25 protein-coding genes, 1 tRNA gene and 1 pseudogene are annotated in these 19,804 nt (G+C 36.7%); 15 read left to right on the top strand and 12 right to left on the bottom strand.

Translation table 11 applies throughout. From position 1 onward, the window contains the following. Window positions 1–2,262, bottom strand: a 2,262-nt coding sequence (locus KO464_08175) for an HAD-IC family P-type ATPase (GenBank protein ID MCC7573352.1), incomplete at its 3' end; no start/stop codon positions are given. Window positions 2,263–2,382: 120 nt separating this feature from the next. Here KO464_08175 and KO464_08180 point away from each other — a divergent pair. After that, window positions 2,383–2,589, top strand: coding sequence for a hypothetical protein (locus tag KO464_08180; protein MCC7573353.1), 207 nt, complete (start codon window positions 2,383–2,385; stop codon window positions 2,587–2,589). Between the two features lie 69 nt (window positions 2,590–2,658). Continuing rightward, a complete protein-coding gene (locus tag KO464_08185; protein MCC7573354.1) occupies window positions 2,659–3,078 on the top strand; it encodes a PIN domain-containing protein in 420 nt (139 codons plus the stop codon). A 35-nt stretch (window positions 3,079–3,113) separates the two neighbouring features. On the opposite strand, the gene KO464_08190 is transcribed toward KO464_08185, so the two are convergent. Next, on the bottom strand, window positions 3,114–3,578 hold the full coding sequence (locus KO464_08190) for a hypothetical protein (protein MCC7573355.1): 465 nt from the start codon (window positions 3,576–3,578) through the stop codon (window positions 3,114–3,116). A gap of 136 nt (window positions 3,579–3,714) precedes the next feature. Between KO464_08190 and KO464_08195 the strand changes: the two genes are divergently transcribed. Next, a complete protein-coding gene (locus KO464_08195; GenBank protein ID MCC7573356.1) occupies window positions 3,715–5,082 on the top strand; it encodes a TldD/PmbA family protein in 1,368 nt (455 codons plus the stop codon). A gap of 1 nt (window position 5,083) precedes the next feature. On the opposite strand, the gene KO464_08200 is transcribed toward KO464_08195, so the two are convergent. From KO464_08200 to KO464_08215, 4 genes are all read right to left on the bottom strand, one after another. Then, window positions 5,084–6,790, bottom strand: coding sequence for a hypothetical protein (locus KO464_08200; protein ID MCC7573357.1), 1,707 nt, complete (start codon window positions 6,788–6,790; stop codon window positions 5,084–5,086). A gap of 38 nt (window positions 6,791–6,828) precedes the next feature. Beyond that, window positions 6,829–7,890: a type 2 isopentenyl-diphosphate Delta-isomerase gene (gene fni / locus KO464_08205; GenBank protein MCC7573358.1), complete on the bottom strand. Its 1,062-nt coding sequence runs from the start codon at window positions 7,888–7,890 to the stop codon at window positions 6,829–6,831. Continuing rightward, the gene (locus KO464_08210; GenBank protein ID MCC7573359.1) at window positions 7,856–9,364 is read right to left on the bottom strand and encodes a sulfite exporter TauE/SafE family protein; all 1,509 of its coding nucleotides are present in this window, start codon (window positions 9,362–9,364) and stop codon (window positions 7,856–7,858) included. The genes fni and KO464_08210 overlap by 35 nt, the downstream gene beginning before the upstream one ends. Before the next feature lie 85 nt (window positions 9,365–9,449). After that, window positions 9,450–10,289 (bottom strand): hypothetical protein, encoded by an 840-nt coding sequence (locus KO464_08215; protein MCC7573360.1) that lies wholly within the window; start codon window positions 10,287–10,289, stop codon window positions 9,450–9,452. Window positions 10,290–10,594: 305 nt separating this feature from the next. Here KO464_08215 and KO464_08220 point away from each other — a divergent pair, with 305 nt between their 5' ends. Both KO464_08220 and KO464_08225 read left to right on the top strand, forming a co-directional pair. Further along, window positions 10,595–10,927 (top strand): hypothetical protein, encoded by a 333-nt coding sequence (locus tag KO464_08220; protein ID MCC7573361.1) that lies wholly within the window; start codon window positions 10,595–10,597, stop codon window positions 10,925–10,927. A 202-nt stretch (window positions 10,928–11,129) separates the two neighbouring features. After that, window positions 11,130–11,225, top strand: a tRNA-Met gene (locus KO464_08225). A 10-nt stretch (window positions 11,226–11,235) separates the two neighbouring features. On the opposite strand, the gene KO464_08230 is transcribed toward KO464_08225, so the two are convergent. Continuing rightward, a complete protein-coding gene (locus KO464_08230) occupies window positions 11,236–11,874 on the bottom strand; it encodes a hypothetical protein (GenBank protein MCC7573362.1) in 639 nt (212 codons plus the stop codon). Window positions 11,875–11,956: 82 nt separating this feature from the next. Between KO464_08230 and KO464_08235 the strand changes: the two genes are divergently transcribed. Genes KO464_08235 through KO464_08245 form a run of 3 tightly spaced genes read left to right on the top strand, consistent with a single transcriptional unit; the run spans window position 11,957 to window position 13,825 of the window. After that, a complete protein-coding gene (locus KO464_08235) occupies window positions 11,957–12,097 on the top strand; it encodes a hypothetical protein (GenBank protein MCC7573363.1) in 141 nt (46 codons plus the stop codon). Continuing rightward, complete coding sequence (locus tag KO464_08240; protein MCC7573364.1) at window positions 12,094–12,876, top strand: site-specific DNA-methyltransferase; 783 nt, start codon at window positions 12,094–12,096, stop codon at window positions 12,874–12,876. The genes KO464_08235 and KO464_08240 overlap by 4 nt, the downstream gene beginning before the upstream one ends. Continuing rightward, on the top strand, window positions 12,869–13,825 hold the full coding sequence (locus tag KO464_08245; GenBank protein MCC7573365.1) for a DNA adenine methylase: 957 nt from the start codon (window positions 12,869–12,871) through the stop codon (window positions 13,823–13,825). Before KO464_08240 ends, KO464_08245 begins: the two co-directional genes overlap by 8 nt. Window positions 13,826–13,843: 18 nt before the next feature. On the opposite strand, the gene KO464_08250 is transcribed toward KO464_08245, so the two are convergent. Further along, window positions 13,844–14,317: a hypothetical protein gene (locus KO464_08250; GenBank protein MCC7573366.1), complete on the bottom strand. Its 474-nt coding sequence runs from the start codon at window positions 14,315–14,317 to the stop codon at window positions 13,844–13,846. A 156-nt stretch (window positions 14,318–14,473) separates the two neighbouring features. On the opposite strand from KO464_08250, the gene KO464_08255 reads away from it, so the two are divergent. Next, complete coding sequence (locus tag KO464_08255; protein MCC7573367.1) at window positions 14,474–14,893, top strand: GNAT family N-acetyltransferase; 420 nt, start codon at window positions 14,474–14,476, stop codon at window positions 14,891–14,893. Window position 14,894: 1 nt separating this feature from the next. On the opposite strand, the gene KO464_08260 is transcribed toward KO464_08255, so the two are convergent. After that, window positions 14,895–15,800 (bottom strand): PhzF family phenazine biosynthesis protein, encoded by a 906-nt coding sequence (locus KO464_08260; protein MCC7573368.1) that lies wholly within the window; start codon window positions 15,798–15,800, stop codon window positions 14,895–14,897. A gap of 96 nt (window positions 15,801–15,896) precedes the next feature. Here KO464_08260 and KO464_08265 point away from each other — a divergent pair, with 96 nt between their 5' ends. From KO464_08265 to KO464_08275, 3 genes and pseudogenes are all read left to right on the top strand, one after another. Continuing rightward, the gene (locus KO464_08265; GenBank protein ID MCC7573369.1) at window positions 15,897–16,130 is read left to right on the top strand and encodes a hypothetical protein; all 234 of its coding nucleotides are present in this window, start codon (window positions 15,897–15,899) and stop codon (window positions 16,128–16,130) included. 1 nt (window position 16,131) lies between these two features. Further along, window positions 16,132–16,483, top strand: a pseudogene (locus KO464_08270) (type II toxin-antitoxin system PemK/MazF family toxin). Between the two features lie 117 nt (window positions 16,484–16,600). Beyond that, on the top strand, window positions 16,601–16,831 hold the full coding sequence (locus KO464_08275; protein ID MCC7573370.1) for a DUF2283 domain-containing protein: 231 nt from the start codon (window positions 16,601–16,603) through the stop codon (window positions 16,829–16,831). 13 nt (window positions 16,832–16,844) lie between these two features. On the opposite strand, the gene KO464_08280 is transcribed toward KO464_08275, so the two are convergent. Further along, the gene (locus KO464_08280; protein ID MCC7573371.1) at window positions 16,845–17,072 is read right to left on the bottom strand and encodes a type II toxin-antitoxin system HicB family antitoxin; all 228 of its coding nucleotides are present in this window, start codon (window positions 17,070–17,072) and stop codon (window positions 16,845–16,847) included. A gap of 367 nt (window positions 17,073–17,439) precedes the next feature. On the opposite strand from KO464_08280, the gene KO464_08285 reads away from it, so the two are divergent. Together KO464_08285 and KO464_08290 are read left to right on the top strand one after the other, a co-directional pair. Continuing rightward, a complete protein-coding gene (locus KO464_08285; GenBank protein MCC7573372.1) occupies window positions 17,440–17,622 on the top strand; it encodes a hypothetical protein in 183 nt (60 codons plus the stop codon). A 5-nt stretch (window positions 17,623–17,627) separates the two neighbouring features. Next, window positions 17,628–17,912, top strand: a complete 285-nt coding sequence (locus KO464_08290) for a hypothetical protein (GenBank protein ID MCC7573373.1) — start codon at window positions 17,628–17,630, stop codon at window positions 17,910–17,912. A gap of 51 nt (window positions 17,913–17,963) precedes the next feature. Here the strand turns inward: KO464_08290 and KO464_08295 are convergent, their stop codons facing one another. Both KO464_08295 and KO464_08300 read right to left on the bottom strand, forming a co-directional pair. After that, the gene (locus tag KO464_08295; protein MCC7573374.1) at window positions 17,964–18,851 is read right to left on the bottom strand and encodes a DMT family transporter; all 888 of its coding nucleotides are present in this window, start codon (window positions 18,849–18,851) and stop codon (window positions 17,964–17,966) included. 96 nt (window positions 18,852–18,947) lie between these two features. Beyond that, a complete protein-coding gene (locus KO464_08300; GenBank protein MCC7573375.1) occupies window positions 18,948–19,382 on the bottom strand; it encodes a BatD family protein in 435 nt (144 codons plus the stop codon). 118 nt (window positions 19,383–19,500) lie between these two features. On the opposite strand from KO464_08300, the gene KO464_08305 reads away from it, so the two are divergent. Further along, on the top strand, window positions 19,501–19,695 hold the full coding sequence (locus tag KO464_08305; GenBank protein ID MCC7573376.1) for a hypothetical protein: 195 nt from the start codon (window positions 19,501–19,503) through the stop codon (window positions 19,693–19,695). Window positions 19,696–19,804: the final 109 nt, after the last annotated feature.

The following is a 19,804-nucleotide window of genomic DNA, read 5'->3' on the forward strand; positions in this document are numbered from 1 at the left end:
GCCCATAGCAATTCCTCCTATGAACATCGAAAGGTATAACGGACTTGTGAGGATTGATGCGTTCTTCTTTCTGGGAGGTTTTTCCATGAGCCCTTCGTGAAACGCCTCCATTGAAAGGGTAACAGCCGGTGGCCCGTCCATTATTATATTAATCCAAAGTATCTGGACTGGCAATAGAGGCAGCGGAGCTCCAGTCATGATTGTAGTGAACATTAGGATTATGGCGCCAATGTTTGTTGAGAGTTGGAATCTTAGGAATTTTCTGATGTTGTCATATATCCTTCTCCCTTCACGGATTGCAGTGACAATTGTATTAAAATTATCATCCATCAAAATCATGTTCGATGCTTCCCTTGCGACATCAGTTCCTATTAATCCCATAGAAACACCGATGTCTGCCATTTTTAGTGCAGGTGCATCGTTTACGCCATCGCCTGTGACTGCAACTACCTCGCCCACCTCCTTTAGAGTCTCAACAATCTTCACCTTGTGGAATGGGCTTGCACGGTAGTAGACAACAACATCTCGAACAATTGATGCAAACTTATCCTTAGACATCTCATCAAGCTCTTTCCCCGAAAGAGTCATGTCGCCTGCTTCGAGTATACCTGCTTCTCTTGCAATGGAAAGGCCAGTTTCCCTCTGATCCCCTGTAATCATTGCAACCTTAATCCCCGCTTTTTTGCATAGTGCTATCGCATCTTTTACTTCGGGCCTTAATGGGTCTTTGAAGAAGGCCATGCCGACAAATATTATGTCTTCCTCACTGTCTCCTTCTTTGTATCCAAGGGCAAGCGCCCTGAGGCCCTGGGCAGCATATTCACGATTCTTAATAATAATATCTTCCCTGTCTTTTTCTGAAAGCTGAACTAATTTTCCATTGATAAGTCCATATTTAGAGCGCGAAATAATAACTCGTGGGGCCCCTTTGATGTATGTTGTCTTCTTGCCACCTTCATCAATAAGAACTGACATCATCATCTTTTCTGAATCAAAGGGATTTTCTTTTATCCTCTCAACTCTGTGATGATGATAATTTCTTTTCTTTGCAAATACCTTTAGTGCTCCTTCAACAGGGTCCCCAATTACTTCTAGCTTGTCTCCGTCTGTCTTTATGTGGGCGTTATTACAGAGCTCACCTATCTTGAAAAAGATCTCATGTTTTTTGGGATCCACTTTTTCAGGATCTAAAAATTCATTGTTGATTAAAGCACCAACGACACTCATCCGATTAATTGTGAGTGTTCCTGTCTTATCGGTGCATATGAATGTGGTGGTACCAAGGGCCTCAACTGCTGCAAGCTTTCTGACAATTGCATTATTTTTGGCGAGAATCTGTGTCCCAATGGCTAAGGTCACAAGGACGACTATCGGGAGTCCTTCTGGTATTGTGGCAACTGCAAGACTTATTGCAGTTAGAGCTGACTCTATCAAAGCCTCCTTTAAAGTCATGGGGATTAGAAGCTCCCTTATCAAGACTGAAATGAAAAGGAGCAAGCTTATGACAACAGATAGCGCACCCAGTTTTTTACCAAGATTATTAATACTCTTTTCTAGAGGTGTGCTGCCCCTCTCTTCCATCGATATAAGGCTTGATATCTTACCTATGGGTGAATCTTTTCCTGTTAGTATGACTACGCCAGTTCCACGTCCCCTTGTGACGACAGTGCCCATAAAGGCTGTGTTTGGATAGCCGTCCTCAGATTTTGACTCGACAGCTTTTGAAACTGGAAAACTTTCCCCAGTAAGTGAAGATTCATCTATCTGAAGATTAATGGCCTCAATCAATCGTACTGTTGCGGATAGCTTGTCGCCATCTTCTATAGTAATTATGTCTCCTGGAACGAGCTCTCTTGAAGGGATTTCCTTCTTTACGTTGTCTCTAATTACAACGACCTTTGACTGTACCATTGCCTTTAGGACTTCAATGGCCTTGTCAGCCTTGTACTCCTGCAGGAAACCCATAACACCATTAACAGCAATGACTAAAAAAATAACAACAGAGTCCTTTAGGTTACCAATAGCAACAGATAGAATACCTGCAATCAAGAGGACTATAATAAGACTATTTTTGAACTGGTTTATGAATTTTTTAATATTAGATTCTTTCTTTGTTGTTGGAAGCTCATTATAGCCGTACTTGGCTATTCGTTTTTCAGCTTCAGCAGTTGAAAGACCTTCTTTAGTTGTATCAAGTTTTTTAAGTATGTTCTGAATATCTTCATTGGTCCAGCTTTGGTCTATCAGACCTAAATCTTCCATGCGACCAAAAAGTCATTTTAATTTATAAGCTTAACTGTGGGTAATCTAAATGACCTATTGGTCATTATTATTTTTATATCTGATGTCAAGATATTTATATTAATAAAACAATAAAAAATTATGTCAATTATTGTTCATGCCAAAGTTGAAAAAGGCATAATCAAACCTATTGAGGATATTTATAAACTAGGTATAAAAGATGGGGATGTTATCCTAGAAATAAAAAAATCTAAGGTTGATGAAATATACAATAAAATTATCTCGTCAAATGAAAAGCTTATCGAAGAGAGCATTGAATTGACAGAAATTGGTGCAGACCTTGACTAGTTTCTCTTTGAATGACTATCCCGAAGATAGAGATTTTTTTTATAGATTCAAATTTTTATCTATTTTTTATTGAAACATAAATCATACTCCCCAACTATTAAGTCTTTTTTTAATGATATAGAAAAAGGACAAATTAAAGGATATGTAAATCACACAGTTGTTTCAGAATCTTATTTCGACTATATAAGAATCAAAGTAAGCGAAAGATATACAATAGCTCCTAAAGAGTTAAACATATATATGAAAACTAATCCAGATGTACTGAGAGAAATTGACTTATCTATTGCAGAAGACATCTTCTCTTTGCCAAATCTCTATTTTTTAAATATTGAAAATATTAAAAATATTGGATCCGCTATTTATGAGTATTCTTTACTTCCAAACGATGCGACCCATGTCGCTTTTTGTATGGAACATGGGCTCACCAATATTGTTACAAATGATAAGGGTTTTGAAAGGGTAAACTTCCTTAAGGTTTGGAAACCTTGATTTAAAGAAAAATAATTAAGAAAAGAAAATATTATTTATTTTTTATTGCCGAATCCAAAGAATTTCATGAACTTGTCCATTGGAAGGGAGTTTGAAGTAATTGTTACAGGATTAGTTAAAATCCTAGCTTCTGGGGGGCTTCCTGGTTCTGAAGGCGTACCAAATACAATAGTTCCTGAAAAATTGGCTCTGTATGTCCAAACCCATTTAGTAGTATCTCCAGATATTTGAATTGGGCCTGAGATTTTTGTCACGTATCTCGATGCGTCTTGGTATGTTTCAAACTCTTCTTCATCCATCAAGTTTGGCATTGATGGGTCATATATTTTTACTGTTGGATCATAACCTTCAGGGCCCTCGTAAGTTGTTACAGTTATAATTTGTCCAACTTTTACTCTTTCAGGAGTGGCTTGTGACGGTTCTACAGCCATCGTTTGAGCAATGCCAAATACACTTGCCACAAATAACAAGCTTATCAAAATTGCAAATATTTTTTTCATAGTGATCACTTGATATAATAATTGATATCCGGGTATATATAAATATTTCGTAAAAAATAGGGAAAAATATTAGATTTCCCATATTTCCCTATTATCAAAGAAAAAGCCTTTTATTGGATTAAATTCTCTTCAATGTATGGATATATTTGAGTTTTTTAATTATGATAATTTGAAGTTCCCCAACTGTTTTGTTGATATAAGGCTCCAGAAAAGGACGAATAACATTGCTAATGTTGAAAACGGAGAGCTTGACGAGGTATCATCAAACGAGCAGGCCGGAGTTGGAGTCAGGGCCTTAGTAAAAGGTGCTTGGGGATTCTCATCAACAAACAATACTGAAGATGTCCAGAGGTGCATTGACTCTGCATACAGGATTGCCATTGCAATTTCCAGAAGCTCTAAGAGGGAGAATTTTGAAATTGACCCGCCAGTTGTAAAAGGGAAATCTGAAAACAAGGTAAAGATAGGGCCAGAAGAAATCCCACTAGAAGAAAAGATCTCCTATGCATATGAGATAGAAAAGGGTGCAAAGATAAATGACCTAGTCAAAAATACTGTTTCTGCCTGCAGCGACTCAATAACAGAGCAGCTCTATGTGAACTCTATCGGTAGCGAGATCTATCAAAAGACAACTAGAGTCTATCTAAAGTCAGTAGTTACAAGTGGCTCTGATTCTCTCCAGATGGGATATGAAGTCATGGGAGGAACAAGAGGCTATGAAGTCTTAAAAGAGAAATCGTTGGAGGAGCTTGGAAGAGAGGCCTGTGAAAAATCAATAAGACTTCTATCTGCAAAGAAAGTTTCTGGTGGGGAAAAGACTGTTGTATTAGACCCTAAGATACTAGGCGTCTTTATCCATGAGGCTTTGGGCCATGCATGTGAAGCTGATATCGTATTGCAAGGCGACTCTGTTCTAGAAGGAAAACTTGGAGAAAAGATTGGGGCAGATGGAGTAAACATCTATGATGACCCAACTTACCTAGAAAAAAACGGTACATACTTCTTTGATGACGAAGGGATAAAGGCAGAGAAAACTTGTCTATTGGATAATGGAGTTTTGAAGTCGTACCTGCACAACTTGGAGACTGCTTCAAGATTTGATGCAAAGCCTACAGGCAATGGCAGGGCCCAGGGCTTTTCATCAAGACCTCTAGTCAGGATGAGTAACGTCTACATGGGTAGCGGTGATCACAGCTTTGAAGAGCTTATCGACATAAAGGAAGGGCTATACGTAAAGGGTGGCCGAGGTGGCCAGGTCGATACTGCAAAGGGACTTTTCACCTTCGGATGCGAAGAGGTCTATGAAATTAAGGATGGCGAGCTTGGAGAGCTTTATAGAGATGTATCACTTTCTGGAAATACCTTGGAAATCCTAAAAAATATCGAGGGGATCGGAAAGGACTTCGAGATTGGGAACCCTGGGAGCTGTGGAAAAGGACAGTATGTGCCTGTAGATGATGGTGGCCCTCATATAAGAACTAGGGCTCTAGTTGGTGGAGAATAGATTAAAGTATCCTTCTTCTCCTTCTAAGGAATATGAACCCTATACCGGCGCCAATTACTGCAACGACAATTAATATTGGTATTAAAATCAATATAGGGCTAAGTGGCAGTGTTTGCTGGGAGATAGGTTGAATCTTTGATGAAGTTTCAGATATCATGGCATCAGTTGTTGCCAGCATCTCTCTGTTTCCGACCTTCTCAAATATCTTCCGGGCCTGGATAAAGTGATCAAGCGCCTTCTGGTAATCGCCCTTGTTTAGCTCTTGAGTTGCAGTGTTGAATATCTCCAAGGCTTCTGCATTTAGTGCCTTGTACTCAACTGCTGTTACTATGTTCTTTTCACATCTTTTTACTGTATCTGTGTCACCGAGTTTTGTGTACATCTCCTTGGCCTGTGAAAACTCACTGATTGATTCATCAAACTGGGCAATGAGCAATAGCCTTTCGCCCTCTTTATAGTGCCTTTCGGCAAATATTGTCAAGAAATTGTTTTTGAATACAAAGACATAGTTACTGCATACTATAACATCCTTGTAACCGTCAGAGTCTATATCAATAATAGATATTGTCTTTATCGGCCCATTGACCTTTGTTTCAGAGAGTTTCTCGCCATTGGCGGAGAATATGTAAAAAGCCCCGCTATCAATCTCCTGCTTTGATGAAGACCATTTGCCGGCAGCAACTAGAATTTCAGGTGCGCCGTCGCCTGTGAAATCATCGATTGTTACATACCTGATGTCTTTATCGACAGATTGCGGATCATTCCACATCTCATACCCTTTGCTGTCAAATAGGTAAACAAATCCATCAACTGTACCGGCAGCAACTTCCATCTTTCCATCTTTATTTATGTCACCTACACCAAAAGAATAGATATACGAATCAAGGATATTTCTCCACAGCCTTCCTTCAAGACCAAAAGCCTGAAGATACTTGTAAGAAGCAGTTATGACCTCCATTTTCTCATCTTTATTTATGTCCCCAGAGTATACATGCTCAATTGGGTAGACGTTTTCTATCTGCCACATCCTCTTCCCAGTTGGGTCATAAAGTGTAATGTTGGGGTCCCTTTCCCCCGACGCTATAACATCAGGGAATATCCAGGATAGATCAACCTTGACACCTAGGGGATAGTCGTTCCATGTCTGGTATTCAGTTGCTGAAAATTCTGAAGTGTATAATTTCATCACATAGAATCTATAGAACTCATTTTCCTTTCTCCACTGCGTGCCGTTAATATTGTAGACAGAAAAAGTTGCATCCTTAAATCCTATGACAATTTCAGGGACTCTGTCCCCATCAAGGTCTGATGCAACTAAAGAGTTGATAGGCTTTGTTTGCGGAAAGTAGAGCTGCCATTTATTGTTGCCGTTTGAGTCAAGTAGGTAGACAAAACCCCTGTCGTTATAAAATAGGACGTATCGCTCTGTCCCTTTTCGGATAACTGATAGATTTCTTGCAGGTGAATCAAAGCTCTTTGACCAAAGTGTTACCCCGTCAAGTGTGTATGCTTTAATCTCGCCTGTATCAGTTGAGATAACAACGTCATGCACTCCATCGCCATTAATATCGCCTAGCGTTGATGACACTGTGCCGTAGTCATGCCTGAAGTAGTGCTTGATTGTGAAAGGCTCTACCTCTGCAGATACGGGAACAGTAAGAAAAAATGAGAGGGATACCAATATGCACAACAGTTGTTTCATATTCATGAATACCGTTAATCACTAATAGTATATAAAGTTATTGCTTAACGATAGTTAAAATAGTGGAAATCCATTCCCCTTTGTTGCATAAGTTGGGATAATTCACCAGTTAAAAATAGCGGCCTGTTTTTAAGGTCATACACGCTGAGACAGGAATTTAAAAACATCGCTATCTTAAACTCTCCCTTTATTGTTTCTATCTTTTCAATCAAACCCCCGACATTTTCCTCAACGGCTAGCTTTAGAAACGGTAGAGCTATGCCACAGGCTTGAGCGCCCAACGATATGCATTTTGCAATATCAAAGCCCGATCGTACCCCTCCAGAGCCTATTATCGTCTTGATGCCTGCTACCCTGCATTCAGCAATTGATAGTGGTGTTGGAATGCCCCAGTTCCAGAGCTTCTTTACTGTTTCCTTGTGCTCTTGACTCCTGTAATACTCAACAGCACTCCAGCTTGTGCCGCCAACGCCTGCCACATCAACACCGTCAAGAAATGTGAGTTTCTCTGCAGTCTCTTTTGAGATGCCAGCGCCTGTTTCCTTTACTATCAATGGAAAGTCTAGTTTTTCTTTTAGTCTCTTTAAGATTTGTAGTCCGTCTTTAAAGAATAGGTCACCTTCAGGCTGGGACACTTCCTGTAGGCTGTTTAGGTGGACTGCGAGCATGTCAGCCTTTATCTCTCTAACAGAAAAAATTGCTTCCTTTTCACTATAGCCTTTAACAAACTGCGGCAATCCAATGTTGCCAATTAGGAGTATGTCTTTGGCGTATTTTCTGATGTCATATGTGGGGGTGAGCGAGTGGTCCTCTATCATAGCCCTCTGACTTCCAAGCCCCATTCCTATGCCTGTCTTCTGGCATGCCTTTGCAAGCGCCCTGTTTATCTTCAAGGCCTCTTCAGTCCCTCCAGTCATAGCAGAAATAATAAGTGGAAAAGAAAGGTGTTTGCCAAACAGCTTTACACTTGTGTCAATCTCATCAAAGTTTATTTCAGGGAGTGCCGAGTGGACAAAAGAAACGTTTTGAAGGTAGTTGTACTTAGATTGAACATCCTCTTCAAGGCATATTTTAATATGCTGGAATTTCCTTCTTTCCGTCGTCACCCTTATCTACCTTCTTCCATTTACCATATGCATATCCCACTATAAACATTATGATTGCAAAGGTTAGTATCGTATGTAAAATGTATTGAGTTGTGACTGTCTCGACCATATTAAATCCTTGGATTAAAAGCCAGAATGATACTATAATGACCACTCCACCCATTACAACCCAGCCAAAGAACCTGACCTTTGGATTCCACCTCATATCCCTTGCAATGTTTTTTGTAAATGCGCCGACCGCTCCAATTATTATAAAGGGAATTAAAATACCGATCCCATATAATAATACCTTTAGGAATGCTGTGTAGGCTGTTCCATGCAGCGCTTCATCAATTAAGATTGGCAATATTATGGCGGCGCATGGTATGTTTATTACGGCGAAAATCATTCCAAGTAAAAAAACACCGGCAAGACCATAAGAGAGAACGAGTTTTTTAGTCATTCTTTGTCCAAAACTCTTTTTTGAGATGGGGAGAGCTACTATATTCAAACCCGAATTGATAAGATTCAATCCTAAAAAGAACACTACAGAAGCACCCAAAAGCGATAAATAGAATGTTAAATATCTGGGTAAGGTCGCACCAGCACTTATGAAGGCTACTGCCATTATCATGTATGTTCCTGTAATTCCCAGACCAAAGAATATTGATTTTAAGAGGATAGTTAATGATTTGCTACCTGAACCAACTGTGTAAGCAATTATAAATGATAATACTGCAAGTAGGCACGGGGAAAGGCTAGAAAAAAATCCTGCTGCGAATGCTCCAAGTAAACTTATTGCGGAGACTGAACCGCCGTTTGTCACAGGCTTTCCTGCAAGGCATCCCTCAATTGCCTTCTGGATACCTGGATCTACCTGATTTACGCCTTCGAGTTTTGTCGTCCCGCAGACTATCACTGAAGGAACTATCTTAAATCCAGCCTCTGTGAATTCCTTGTAGCCAGTTGGTGTAAATACATCAACTTCAACTACTTCTATATCGTAACCTTTCTCATCTATTAATGCATACATCTTTGCTTTTGATGCCTTGCAGTAGTCACATGTTTCCTCATAAAAAAATCTGATTGTCTTACCATTGCCAGTTGGTGTTGTTGGCTGAGTAGGCGTTTCAGTTGCTGGATCTAATATCGAGTCAAAAAGCACCTTTAGTGATGTTTCCTCAAACTGACTTATGCCTTCAAGCTTTGTAGTTCCATTTATTACAGCTGAAGGCGTAATGGTAAATGAATTATTCTTAAACTCTGCAAAACCGCTAGATGTAAATGTATCAATTTCTACTAAATTAAGCTTTCCATTGTACTGAGTTTGATTCAATTTAGATATAGTTGCCTTTGCCTCGGCACAGTACGGGCAACCTGGAGAAGTAAATAATCTAATCTCTATCGTATCCTCTGCTGAAACAGTTGTGAGGCTTCCAAATAGACTTATTATGAATAATGATAATAAAATTATGTTAAATACCCTTTTTTTCACGGTACACACACTCCATGGGTAAAATCAAGTTATAAAAATCCTATTTAAAGATAATGGTTATTGAAAAAAGGGAAAATAAATAGAATTAAGGTACCCTTGTTGTGACATCCCTTATCTTTGCATAAGTGTCAATTGCGTCATGTGTGTATGAGATTGTTCCTGAATAAACACCACTCTGCTTTGCCTTTAGGGTTATGTCAAGCTCAAGCACTTCACCACCTTCTAAATCCCCGATATAGAACTTGTTCCCATCAACTCTCCTAACGGGATCAACGCTTTCAAGTGAGAAATTAGAGTAGTAGTCATTTGATATCTCAACTATCACGTTAGTTGCCTTGCCTCGGCCATAATTTTGTATTTTAAGGTATATATGCCCTATATCATTGACAGTCTCTGTGGTATATGAAATACTGGAAAGGACCAGTGGTAAATCCCTTATGCTGACCCTGCCTTCGGCTGCTTGCTGGATTTCATTCTGAAAGCTTACATTTGAACCGTTGACAAGATTAAAAACCTCTTCATATGTTTTTTCTCTTTCAGACCCTGCGATTATTATGACTTTGTCTGCATAGCCATAGATGTCTTGCTTGATGAAGGTGAATCTTTGCTCAGGCTGCCTTATGAAGCTTATTTCAAGTGAGTCAAGGTATCTAGTTACAAGTGGTCCAGTTCCAAATAGGGCGTCAGGTCCGCCAAGAATAACGATGAGTTTTACCCCCCTTAGCTGACTTATATCGTCAGGTGCTAAAAATTCAGGAAATAGACCGAATCCCCTAAAGTAGTCCTCTAACAAAGGCTTTGCAACGACATCTATATTGTTTGATATGATATAGACATCTTGCTGAGCTGAAATAGGTGTTAGTCCAACTATACTAAAAATTAGAATAAAGGAAAATGCCAAGGTAAGATATTTTTTATTATACATGAATATTAATTCTTTTTTTTATATATAAGTTTTATTAAAATTTTTAGAAGATTTTGCAAAAACATATTTCTAGAAATAAATAGCCTTAGAATGATTTATTTTTTCAAAATAAGTTATATCTTTGCTTTTTATATAAAACAAGAGATATATTAGGCCATATAAAATGTTGTGAAACATTAGATATATTTATAAAATAAATTAAGCCCAAATCTAACTTTAAATATACTGAAATTAAGACGGTTTACACAACAACTATATATAAAGGACGAATCTAAACAGTATTAGCTTAACAAGGAGGTTAAACTATGAAGAAGATTATTACCTTGTTTATTGCAGTTGCATTGATAGCATCAATGAGTGTTGGCGCAATAGCTGGTGCTGATGCAGATGCATTCGCAAATGCAGTTAATGATGAAAAGGCACAGATCGCTTTGGAAAAGGCGGCACTAGAGTTTGCTAACGGAAATGATGTCGAAGGCTTAGCAGCTGAAGAGAATGCAACAAACAACTTTGGTAAGACACAACTTGGATTCCACAAGCTTGCTGGAGCAGTTATATCTGCATCATATTACCAGAAGAGTGTAGTACCTAAAGGTTGGGAAAGAGTTCACAAGCCACGTCCTTTGCCATCTGCATAAAAATTTAATTAATTTTTTCTTTTCTATTTCTACTTATTTAGGGTGAAGGTCTATAAACTGATTTTTTGACTTTCAAATGAGTGAAAAATCGATATTTTATATGACTAAAACAGAAGTAGTAACGTAATATTCTATAATAAAGAAAAGATAACTAGATAGCAAATCTTAAAAAGGTTGGGCCATAGTTCATTTAATCTCACCTGCCGGGGTGGCTTAGCCTGGTTATAGCGCACGGCTCATAAGCATGAAACAAGGCTGGGAAACCGTGAGGTCGCGGGTTCGGATCCCGCCCCCGGCACCTCTTAAGGTTATTCTAATTTACTTTGGCCTTCTTGTATATTATCTAAATACCACAAAGGTTTTCTCATAGAAGAATACTTATTATGTTTCTTATTTTCCATACAAGTATATTTTGGACTTGGAGGTTGTCTATTTGCAACACTCATGCATAAATTATCAATCTCTTTATGGCTATCAATAAATTGCCTTATCCATCCCTGTAAAAATAGGGTTGGAGGATCAAAGTAACTCTCTCTATTATAACAATACTCTTGCTCCACAAGAAGTAATTGGGCTAAATTGGCAATTATGCTAATTGAATTAAGATAATGATCAAATTTTTCTCTCTCAAATTTCTCAATCTCTTTATCAGGATCATTACCGTAGAAAATATTGTCAAATGCTAAAAGTAATTCATTTTTTAGTTCAGGTCTTGAGCGAATTCTGAGATTTAAATCTATTAATATTCTTAAGTGATTTGGCCTAAACTCTCTGTTTTCTTCAATTAACCAAATTTGAAAATTTTTATTAACATCATAGTTTTGAAATCTTTTTGAAAGTTGAGATGGTCTAAATATGTAAAGTGTTTCCTTTTTATTGCTAAATATAATTTGTTTTTTATCAAATTGTAACTCTTTTACAATATTGAATGCATCATTTTTAATCATTTATTTTTCTTTTAGATATTTTTATAAATTCTTAATGCTAATTAATGTAGATTAGTATCTATTTATGTAGATTGGTGTTCAAATGACAAAGGTATCATTGAATATAACTGTAGATAAAGAAGTGCTGGACAATTTTAAGAAAATATGTGCCAAAAATGATATTAAAGTATCAACAAAGATTAATACGCTAATGAAAGAATGGATTGAGAAGAATCGAAAATGAAAACTAAACATAAAATTATCCATGGTGACGCTCTAGAGGAATTGAAGAATATTCCAGATGAATCAATAGATTTAGTTTTCGCTGACCCTCCTTATGGCCTTGCAAAAAAGAGGGGCCTTGGGTGGAAATATAGCAAACACATTACATTGGAAGAAGATTGGGACATATTCACAAAAGATGAATTCTTAAAGTTCAATGTTGAGTGGATTCGGCAGTGTGTTAGGATATTAAAACATGGTGGCAGCTTGTGGGTGTGTGGCTCTTTCCATAACATATACCAACTGGGTTTCATAATTCAACATATGACGGATCTTAAAATTAACAATAGCATTGTTTGGTTTAAGCCCAATGCTCAGCCAAATATTACTTGCAGAATGTTTACAGAAAGTACTGAGCACTTAATTTGGGCTACAAAGAATGGCAAAGGTGAAAAATGGACTTTCAATTATGAGGACACAAAAAATCTAATTGAAGATTCGATAAATCCTCTAGGGAAACAGACAAGAAATGTCTGGTCAATACCGCTAACTCCAAAAAGCGAAAAATGGGCTGGAGCTCACCCTACACAGAAGCCTGAAGAGCTTTTAAGAAGGATAATTTTGGCTTGTACTAAAGAAGGTGATACAGTTCTGGATCCTTTTGTTGGCTCAGGTACGACCTCTGTTGTTGCAAAAAAAATGGGGAGAAAGTCTATAGGAATGGAAAAAGAAGAAAAGTATATTGAGTTAATACAAAAAAGGTTAAATCCTAAACAGAAGACGCTTAATTGTGATGAATAATACTTCGGGGCATACTATTAAATCAGAAGATAATACTTTTTTTGCAAAGCCTTATATGAAATGGGCAGGAGGCAAATCACAATTGATCCCTGAGCTCGCATCAAGGCTTCCTAAAGAGATTATTGATACTGGAAAAATAGATACATATATCGAACCTTTTGTCGGTGGAGGCGCATTCTTCTTTTATCTAAAAAGTAGATTTCAAATTAACAATTCATATTTATTTGATATAAACAGAGAGCTAATAATTGGGTATAAAGTTTTACAAAATAATCCTAAAGAACTTATTAATCATCTAAATATTTTAGAGATAGAATACATCAATAAAAATGAAGAGGAAAGAAAACAGTATTATTATAACATTAGGGATGGATACAATTCTCAGATAAACTCTTTTGATTTTATTAATTACAATACAGATTGGATTGAAAGAGCTTCACACATGATATTTCTGAACAGAACTTGTTTTAACGGATTATTTAGACAGAACAAAAATGGTGAATTCAATGTCCCCCATGGTAGATACAAAAATCCTAGAATATGCGACAAAGAAAATATCACGAAAGTTAATTTGGCCCTAAAGAATACTGAAATTATCTGTAGTGATTTCTCTGAGTCTTCAAAATATGTTAATAATAATAGCCTAGTCTATTTTGATCCACCCTACAGGCCACTCACAAAAACTTCTAGTTTCACTAGTTATTCAAAGGAAGAGTTCAATGACAATGATCAGACAAGACTATCTGAATTCTATAAAGAGCTTGACAAAAAAGGAGCTTATCTGATACTAAGTAATTCCGATCCAAAAAATGAAGATCCTAATGATGACTTTTTTGATAATTTGTATAAAGATTTCACAATTGAAAGAGTAAATGCAAAAAGAATAATTAACTGCGACCCCAAGAAACGAGGAGAAATAAAAGAACTGATAATTAGAAATTACAAATAACTACAAAAAAAGTTGGCCTTATTTCTCAATCTTCACTTTGTATACTCTCTTTATCTTGATGTCCTTTTTTCTTAACCTGTGGAGTGACACTCTCTTGACAGGATTAGAATCGTCAAAATTTGCGGCCATCACACTTTTCCTTCCTTTGTTTACTTTGTAGGCCAGCCAGTAATGTGAATCTTCTTCGTCTTCTATTTTTGAATGTACAATTGCCACATTTTGAGTATTTCCAGAAGGCTTGTCTTTCTCTAGCCACTCGACAATCTGGTCTACTTTTGGAGTTCTTTCTACCTTTACTTTTTTGACCTTGGGGATACTTTTCAATGCCTTGGCATATTTTATTGGCTCCACTACACCCTCATCTTTTATTATTCCAGCTTTATGCGGGACAATCTTCTTCTTAGTTCGGGCAATTCGTTTTACATTTTCAATTGCTTGAACTCCGCAATCCCAATCATTTGTATTGTTTGTTAATTTTCTTCTTCGATTCATATTTTTCCTCAAATATCAATGCCAATGCAAATTGTTAACTTATAAATTTTTCATAACTGACTTAGTATTAATTTATGAAAAACTCCTTTGAAGTAATCTAAAGGTAAAAGGCCGCCCATCAAAAGCTTTAATACCGGCTCACATGATTATCCTCTTATGGAAATAGTGAAGGCCACAAAATCCCATGTCAAAGAGCTTTCAGCTCTCCTAAAGGGCCTAGATACCGAAGAGTATTCTTTTTCTGGAGTAGAAAAGATTACACCCCTAATCGAAGAAGGCAACTACTACATTGCAATTGATGATGGAAAAATCGTTGGGGCAATTGGGCTAGTCATAGTCGAAGAGTCATGCGAGATAGATGCGTTAATCACCTCACAGAAGGGCGTGGGTAAGGCCTTGATAGATTTCACAGTTGAGCTTTGTAAAAAAGAAAATGTGAAAAAGCTATGGTGCTGGAGCCTTAAGAGGTACAACGCAATTGGGTTCTATGACAAGATGGGATTTAAAGAGCAGTTCTTACTGGAAAAGCACTGGTGCGGCGAGGACTGCTATATTTTTGGCCGGGTCATTGAATAATTCAAGGTAAGTAAATCTCGCCATCAATTACAGTTACAGCTGAACTTATCAATTTAGAGGCAAAGCAACTATACTCATCCTTTGTTAGATTTATTACTAATCTTCCGGGCCTGTCCATAATATCGCCCTGCTCTGATTTGATATTTAATTCACTTCCAGTGAATTCACTAATGCCGTTAATTAATAGGTATGCACCAAGCGGCCCCTGGGCAGAGCCTGTTACCGGGTCTTCCCTAACACCGTACAAGGGCGCAAAGAATCTTGAATGGGCCTTAGAATCTTCGTCGAAAGTTTCAGTTGTGAATAGGCAGACACCTGGGAAGTTATATTTTCCGCAGAACTTTTCAAGTTTTGAATAGTCATAGTCTATGTTTTTTAGGGCATCTAATCCACTTATCGGAACATATAGGTAGTCAAGACTAGTTTCTCTCATAATAGGGTACGATAGATCAAGCTCGTCCTCTTTAATCTTTAAGGCGTCAAGTAATGAGGGCATATCGATATCTTCCCTTACAAGAGTTATCTTGGGCGAGTGAAGTATTATCTTTATGTCTCTAGCTTTTTTTATCACATCAACTGTTATGATGCCTATCATTGTCTCAACTTTGAAGGAATAATCCCCATCGTTTTCCATGCCATACTTTCCTTCCTCTGCGAGAGCGTGCAGGCTTGCAACTGTTGCATGGCCACAGAACAAAACTTCCTTCTTAGGTGTAAACCATCTTATCCTAAAGTCGGCAGTATCGCTAGGCAGGACAAAAGCAGTTTCAGAGGCATTTACCTCATTTGCTATTGATAGCATCTCTTTATCAGTTAATCCTTCTGCAGAAGATACGACTCCCGCAGGGTTTCCTCCAAATATCCTATCTGTAAATGCGTCAATCTGTTTTATCCTATAGCCTCTCATAAATAAAGTAAAGACTATTTCAATAAAAAATTATCTGAAAAATACATCAAGACTAAAACAATAGTTATTTAAAACAAGAAATATTAGTCAAATATAATGGAAACTATAAGACAAACTTTGAAGGTACCAAAAAATCGTGAATTAAAGATTAAAATACCTGATTATGTTAATGAGAATGATTCAGTAGAAGCAATTGTTATTATTGGACTTGAAGACCAAAAGAAAAAGATTAAAGAATTGAAAAAAGCAATGAATGACAAACTATTCTTAGAAGATCTTAATCAAATAAGAAATGATTTTGAAGGTGTCGATTTAGAGGATTGGGACTAGAATGGAGTATAGATGGAAGATATTCCTTGCAAACCTTGATCCTGTTAAAGGCTCAGAACAGGGGAAAAATTCGTCCGGTTCTTGTTATCAGTTCAGAAGAAATAAATAAAATATTACCAGTTGTGAATGTTTTACCAATAACGTCAAAAAAAGAAAATAGACAAATCTATTCTAATGAAGTCATGCTTCCAAAAGGAACTGCTAACATGGACCGAGACTCTATTATTTTATGCTATCAAATCAGGACCCTAGATAAGATTAGATTAATTAAAGACATAGGTCAAATTAAAGAGGATTTATTGAAAAAGAAGGTTTTAGATGCATTGGCATTTCAATTAGAGATTTATAGCTAGATAGGTGGTAAGTTGGGAGCATCAGGTAAAAAAATAATTTCATACGATTCAGGTTCCGATATTCTTTTTATCCATAATGGCTACGGATTAGATGAATAATTTAAAGGAAATTTTGATGTGGGAGATATTGTTCTTGATATTTCTAACAAAGGTAAGGTCAAGGGTATAGAAGTTATGAATGCCTCAGAATACTTAAAATTAAATTCAGATCTATTGTCTCATCTAACAGATTTTGAATTTCATGTTGGCCAGTATAAAAACAGGATAGGGATAACTTTAGTACTAATAGCCGACCAAATTAAAAAAGAAAAGGACATCATTGTTCCTTTAGCAATGACATTAAACTAAGTAATTAATTTTTTTATTCAGATGTCTTATCTTTTATAATAACATATTCTGCCAAATCACTGGATTTTGGAATTGGACAGTTATCTTCTTTTAGTCCATCTAAATGCATTATTATGGCATCATACATATTTCTTTCAACTTCTTCAACTGTTTTCCCAGTTGACGCACACCCCGGTAATTCAGGTGCATAGGCTGAATAATTTTTATCTGATTTTTCAATAATTATAAGAAACTTATGCATGATATCACTTTAATATACTTTTTAATACTCTAGGGACTAAGTATATTAAGATTAACTAAATCCACTATAATAGAGATGCAATAATGGGCGTGAAAATCTGACAAGATTCAAATGTGAATGTGGAAGCGATGAGTTCATATCAGAGCCTAATAGTTATGACATAGTTATAGTTGAAGCAGAAATAAAAATAGATCACAGAGAAATAATTGAAACATCAAAATATTACTGTCGTGAATGTGGGGTAGAATATGGATAGATTGATGGGAGATTAATTCTTTTTAGAAAAAATAGTGAATAAAATTCTAATTTCAAATATATGTTCAAAGCAAATAAATATAAGGTAATTGGCATATATTAATTAGATAGTATGACGAGCGAAACTATTACAATAGATAGGAAGGTTGTAGAGGGTTTGATAGCAGATATTGAATTAAAGCTAGAGGAGCTAGAAACTGTTCTTAATATTGAATTATCGGAAAGAATATCAGACATAGAACTTCGAAAAGTTAAAGGCCTTTCTGAAAAAGAACTATATGAACTTTTAGAGTGATAATTTTGGAATGGATTTTAAAATCCCATCCTAAAGTCAAAGAAGATATAAAATTTCTAACTAATAAAGAAAAAAACATTGCAAGAAAAGCAATAGCCAAAATAAAGGAAGACCCTCTAAGATTTAAATGCCTTGGTCTGTATAAAAATGCGTATCGCATAAGAATCGGGAAATTAAGAATTATATATGTGATAAGAGAGGGTACTATTTGGGTACTTATAATTGAAAAAAGAAGTAAAGTATATGAATCCTTACCCGAAAGATATATGTCTCTAAAAAATATAGAATAATAAATTCTCTTTTAATTAATTAAGGAAAGTATCTTAAGTTGTAAAAATTATCTATCTACCTTTGGTATTGACAAGTGTGACTCCAAGTATTGCAATTATTCCACCTATTATGGAAAGTGAGCCAGGTATCTCTCCAAGCCAAACCCAGGCAATCAGGATTGATAGAAACGGGGACACGGCAAGAAAGCTTGTCGCTATTGAGGCTGGCATTCTGGCTAATGTATAGGTCCATGTTAGATATGATACACCTGCAGGGAATATACCAAGGTATACAATTGCAAGTGTTGATTCAATAGGTGCTGTTTTAATTTCAGAGAAAAGGCCAGGCAAAAATACAAGTAAGAATATTGTTCCACCCCATATTGTGTAGGATGCAAAGTCTACTGATTTATAGTCTTTAAGAAGTGGTTTTTGTAAGACAAATGCAAGGCTTGTTGAAAATGCAGCAATTAGGATCAATATAGCCCTTGGGTCAAAGCTAAATCCTCCGCCCTCGCCTATGGAAATTAGACCCACTCCAAAAAAGCTGATGAAGATTCCAATCCAGCCTAAGGATTTCAGCTTCTCTTTCAAAAGCAGCGTTGCAAGAAGCGCTGTAAAGATTGGGCCAGAGCCGATTATGAGGCTTGCAGCACCTGCAGTGACTGTGACTTCTCCATATGAAAGAAAAGAGTGGTAAACTGTTATTGCAAAAAACCCCACGGCTATGATCATCGGGAGGTCTTTTTTCTTTGGCAACTTTATCTTCTTGTAAGATGCATAAATAGCTAGAAATATGGATGCAACTAGGAATCTTAAGAGTGCAACGTGCCCAGGCTCATAGGCTTTAAGCCCCGCCCTAATCCCTGTAAAGGCTGATGCCCAGAATATCAAAGTGATAGTTAGGGCCAAAGCCGTCTTTCTATCAATCTTTTTTAGTTTAGAAAAATCAATTGGCATCTTATCAGGTCTTCTTAATAGCGAAGGATAAGGTAAGGGTAATATAAGGCTTACTACATAGAAAAAGAATAATTGATAAAAATAAATAAAATAATTTTAGGCTGATTCGTTTCCAAATCCAAGTATCTTCATGAAGTTAAGCATTGGAAGGGAGTTTGAAGTTATTTTTACTGGGTTTGAAACTCGAGTATTTCCATTTATTGTTGATGTAGCTGGAGGGCTAAAATCAAATCTGATTGTTCCTGGAGCTGTTGCTCTGTAAATCCATGTGCGCTCTGCAGGTTCAAGGCCACATTCATCAGCTATGTTTGGTCTTGATACTAATTCAGCGTCTCCTTTTGGTTTGTCACCGTCTGCGATTATGGTTGGGTCTTTTCCAGGATTATAGTTTGTTGTGACAGTAATGAGTTCGCCGACTTTTACTGTTTCAGGAGCTGCAACAACTGAATAAGCTACTTCCATTGCAGAAGCTACACCAAATACACTTACAATGAATAGTAAGGACGTTAATATAGCAAATATTTTCTTCATAGTTATCACCATTATAGTTACTAAAAAGAATTTTTAATCTATTTAAATGTTTGCTTTCTCTATTTAAGATAAATTATTAAGCAATAGAGTAATATATTGTAAGTTCAACAGTAATTACATGGATGAGTTTGAACTAAGCAAAGTAAATAATTTTCTTTTGAGAAAGCAGCACCTAACAGGAAATACTAAAGTTCAAAGTGTTGCCCAAGTTGCAAAGGACATATTGGGCCTTCATGCCACATATGCAAGTACGCCCTATCTCTCACTTTTTAATAGAGTTAAGAGGTTTATGATTAACCCCACTTTTTTCTAGTTTTAATATTATTTCTAGACAGTTTGCACTAGTCCAATCTAAATTTTTATTTTTTACTCAAATTTTGGGCGAATTTCCCAAAATTTACCGATGGCTGACGCTAGGCAGA

Origin of the sequence: Methanofastidiosum sp., from assembly GCA_020854815.1 — an archaeon.
Taxonomy (GTDB): domain Archaea; phylum Methanobacteriota_B; class Thermococci; order Methanofastidiosales; family Methanofastidiosaceae; genus Methanofastidiosum.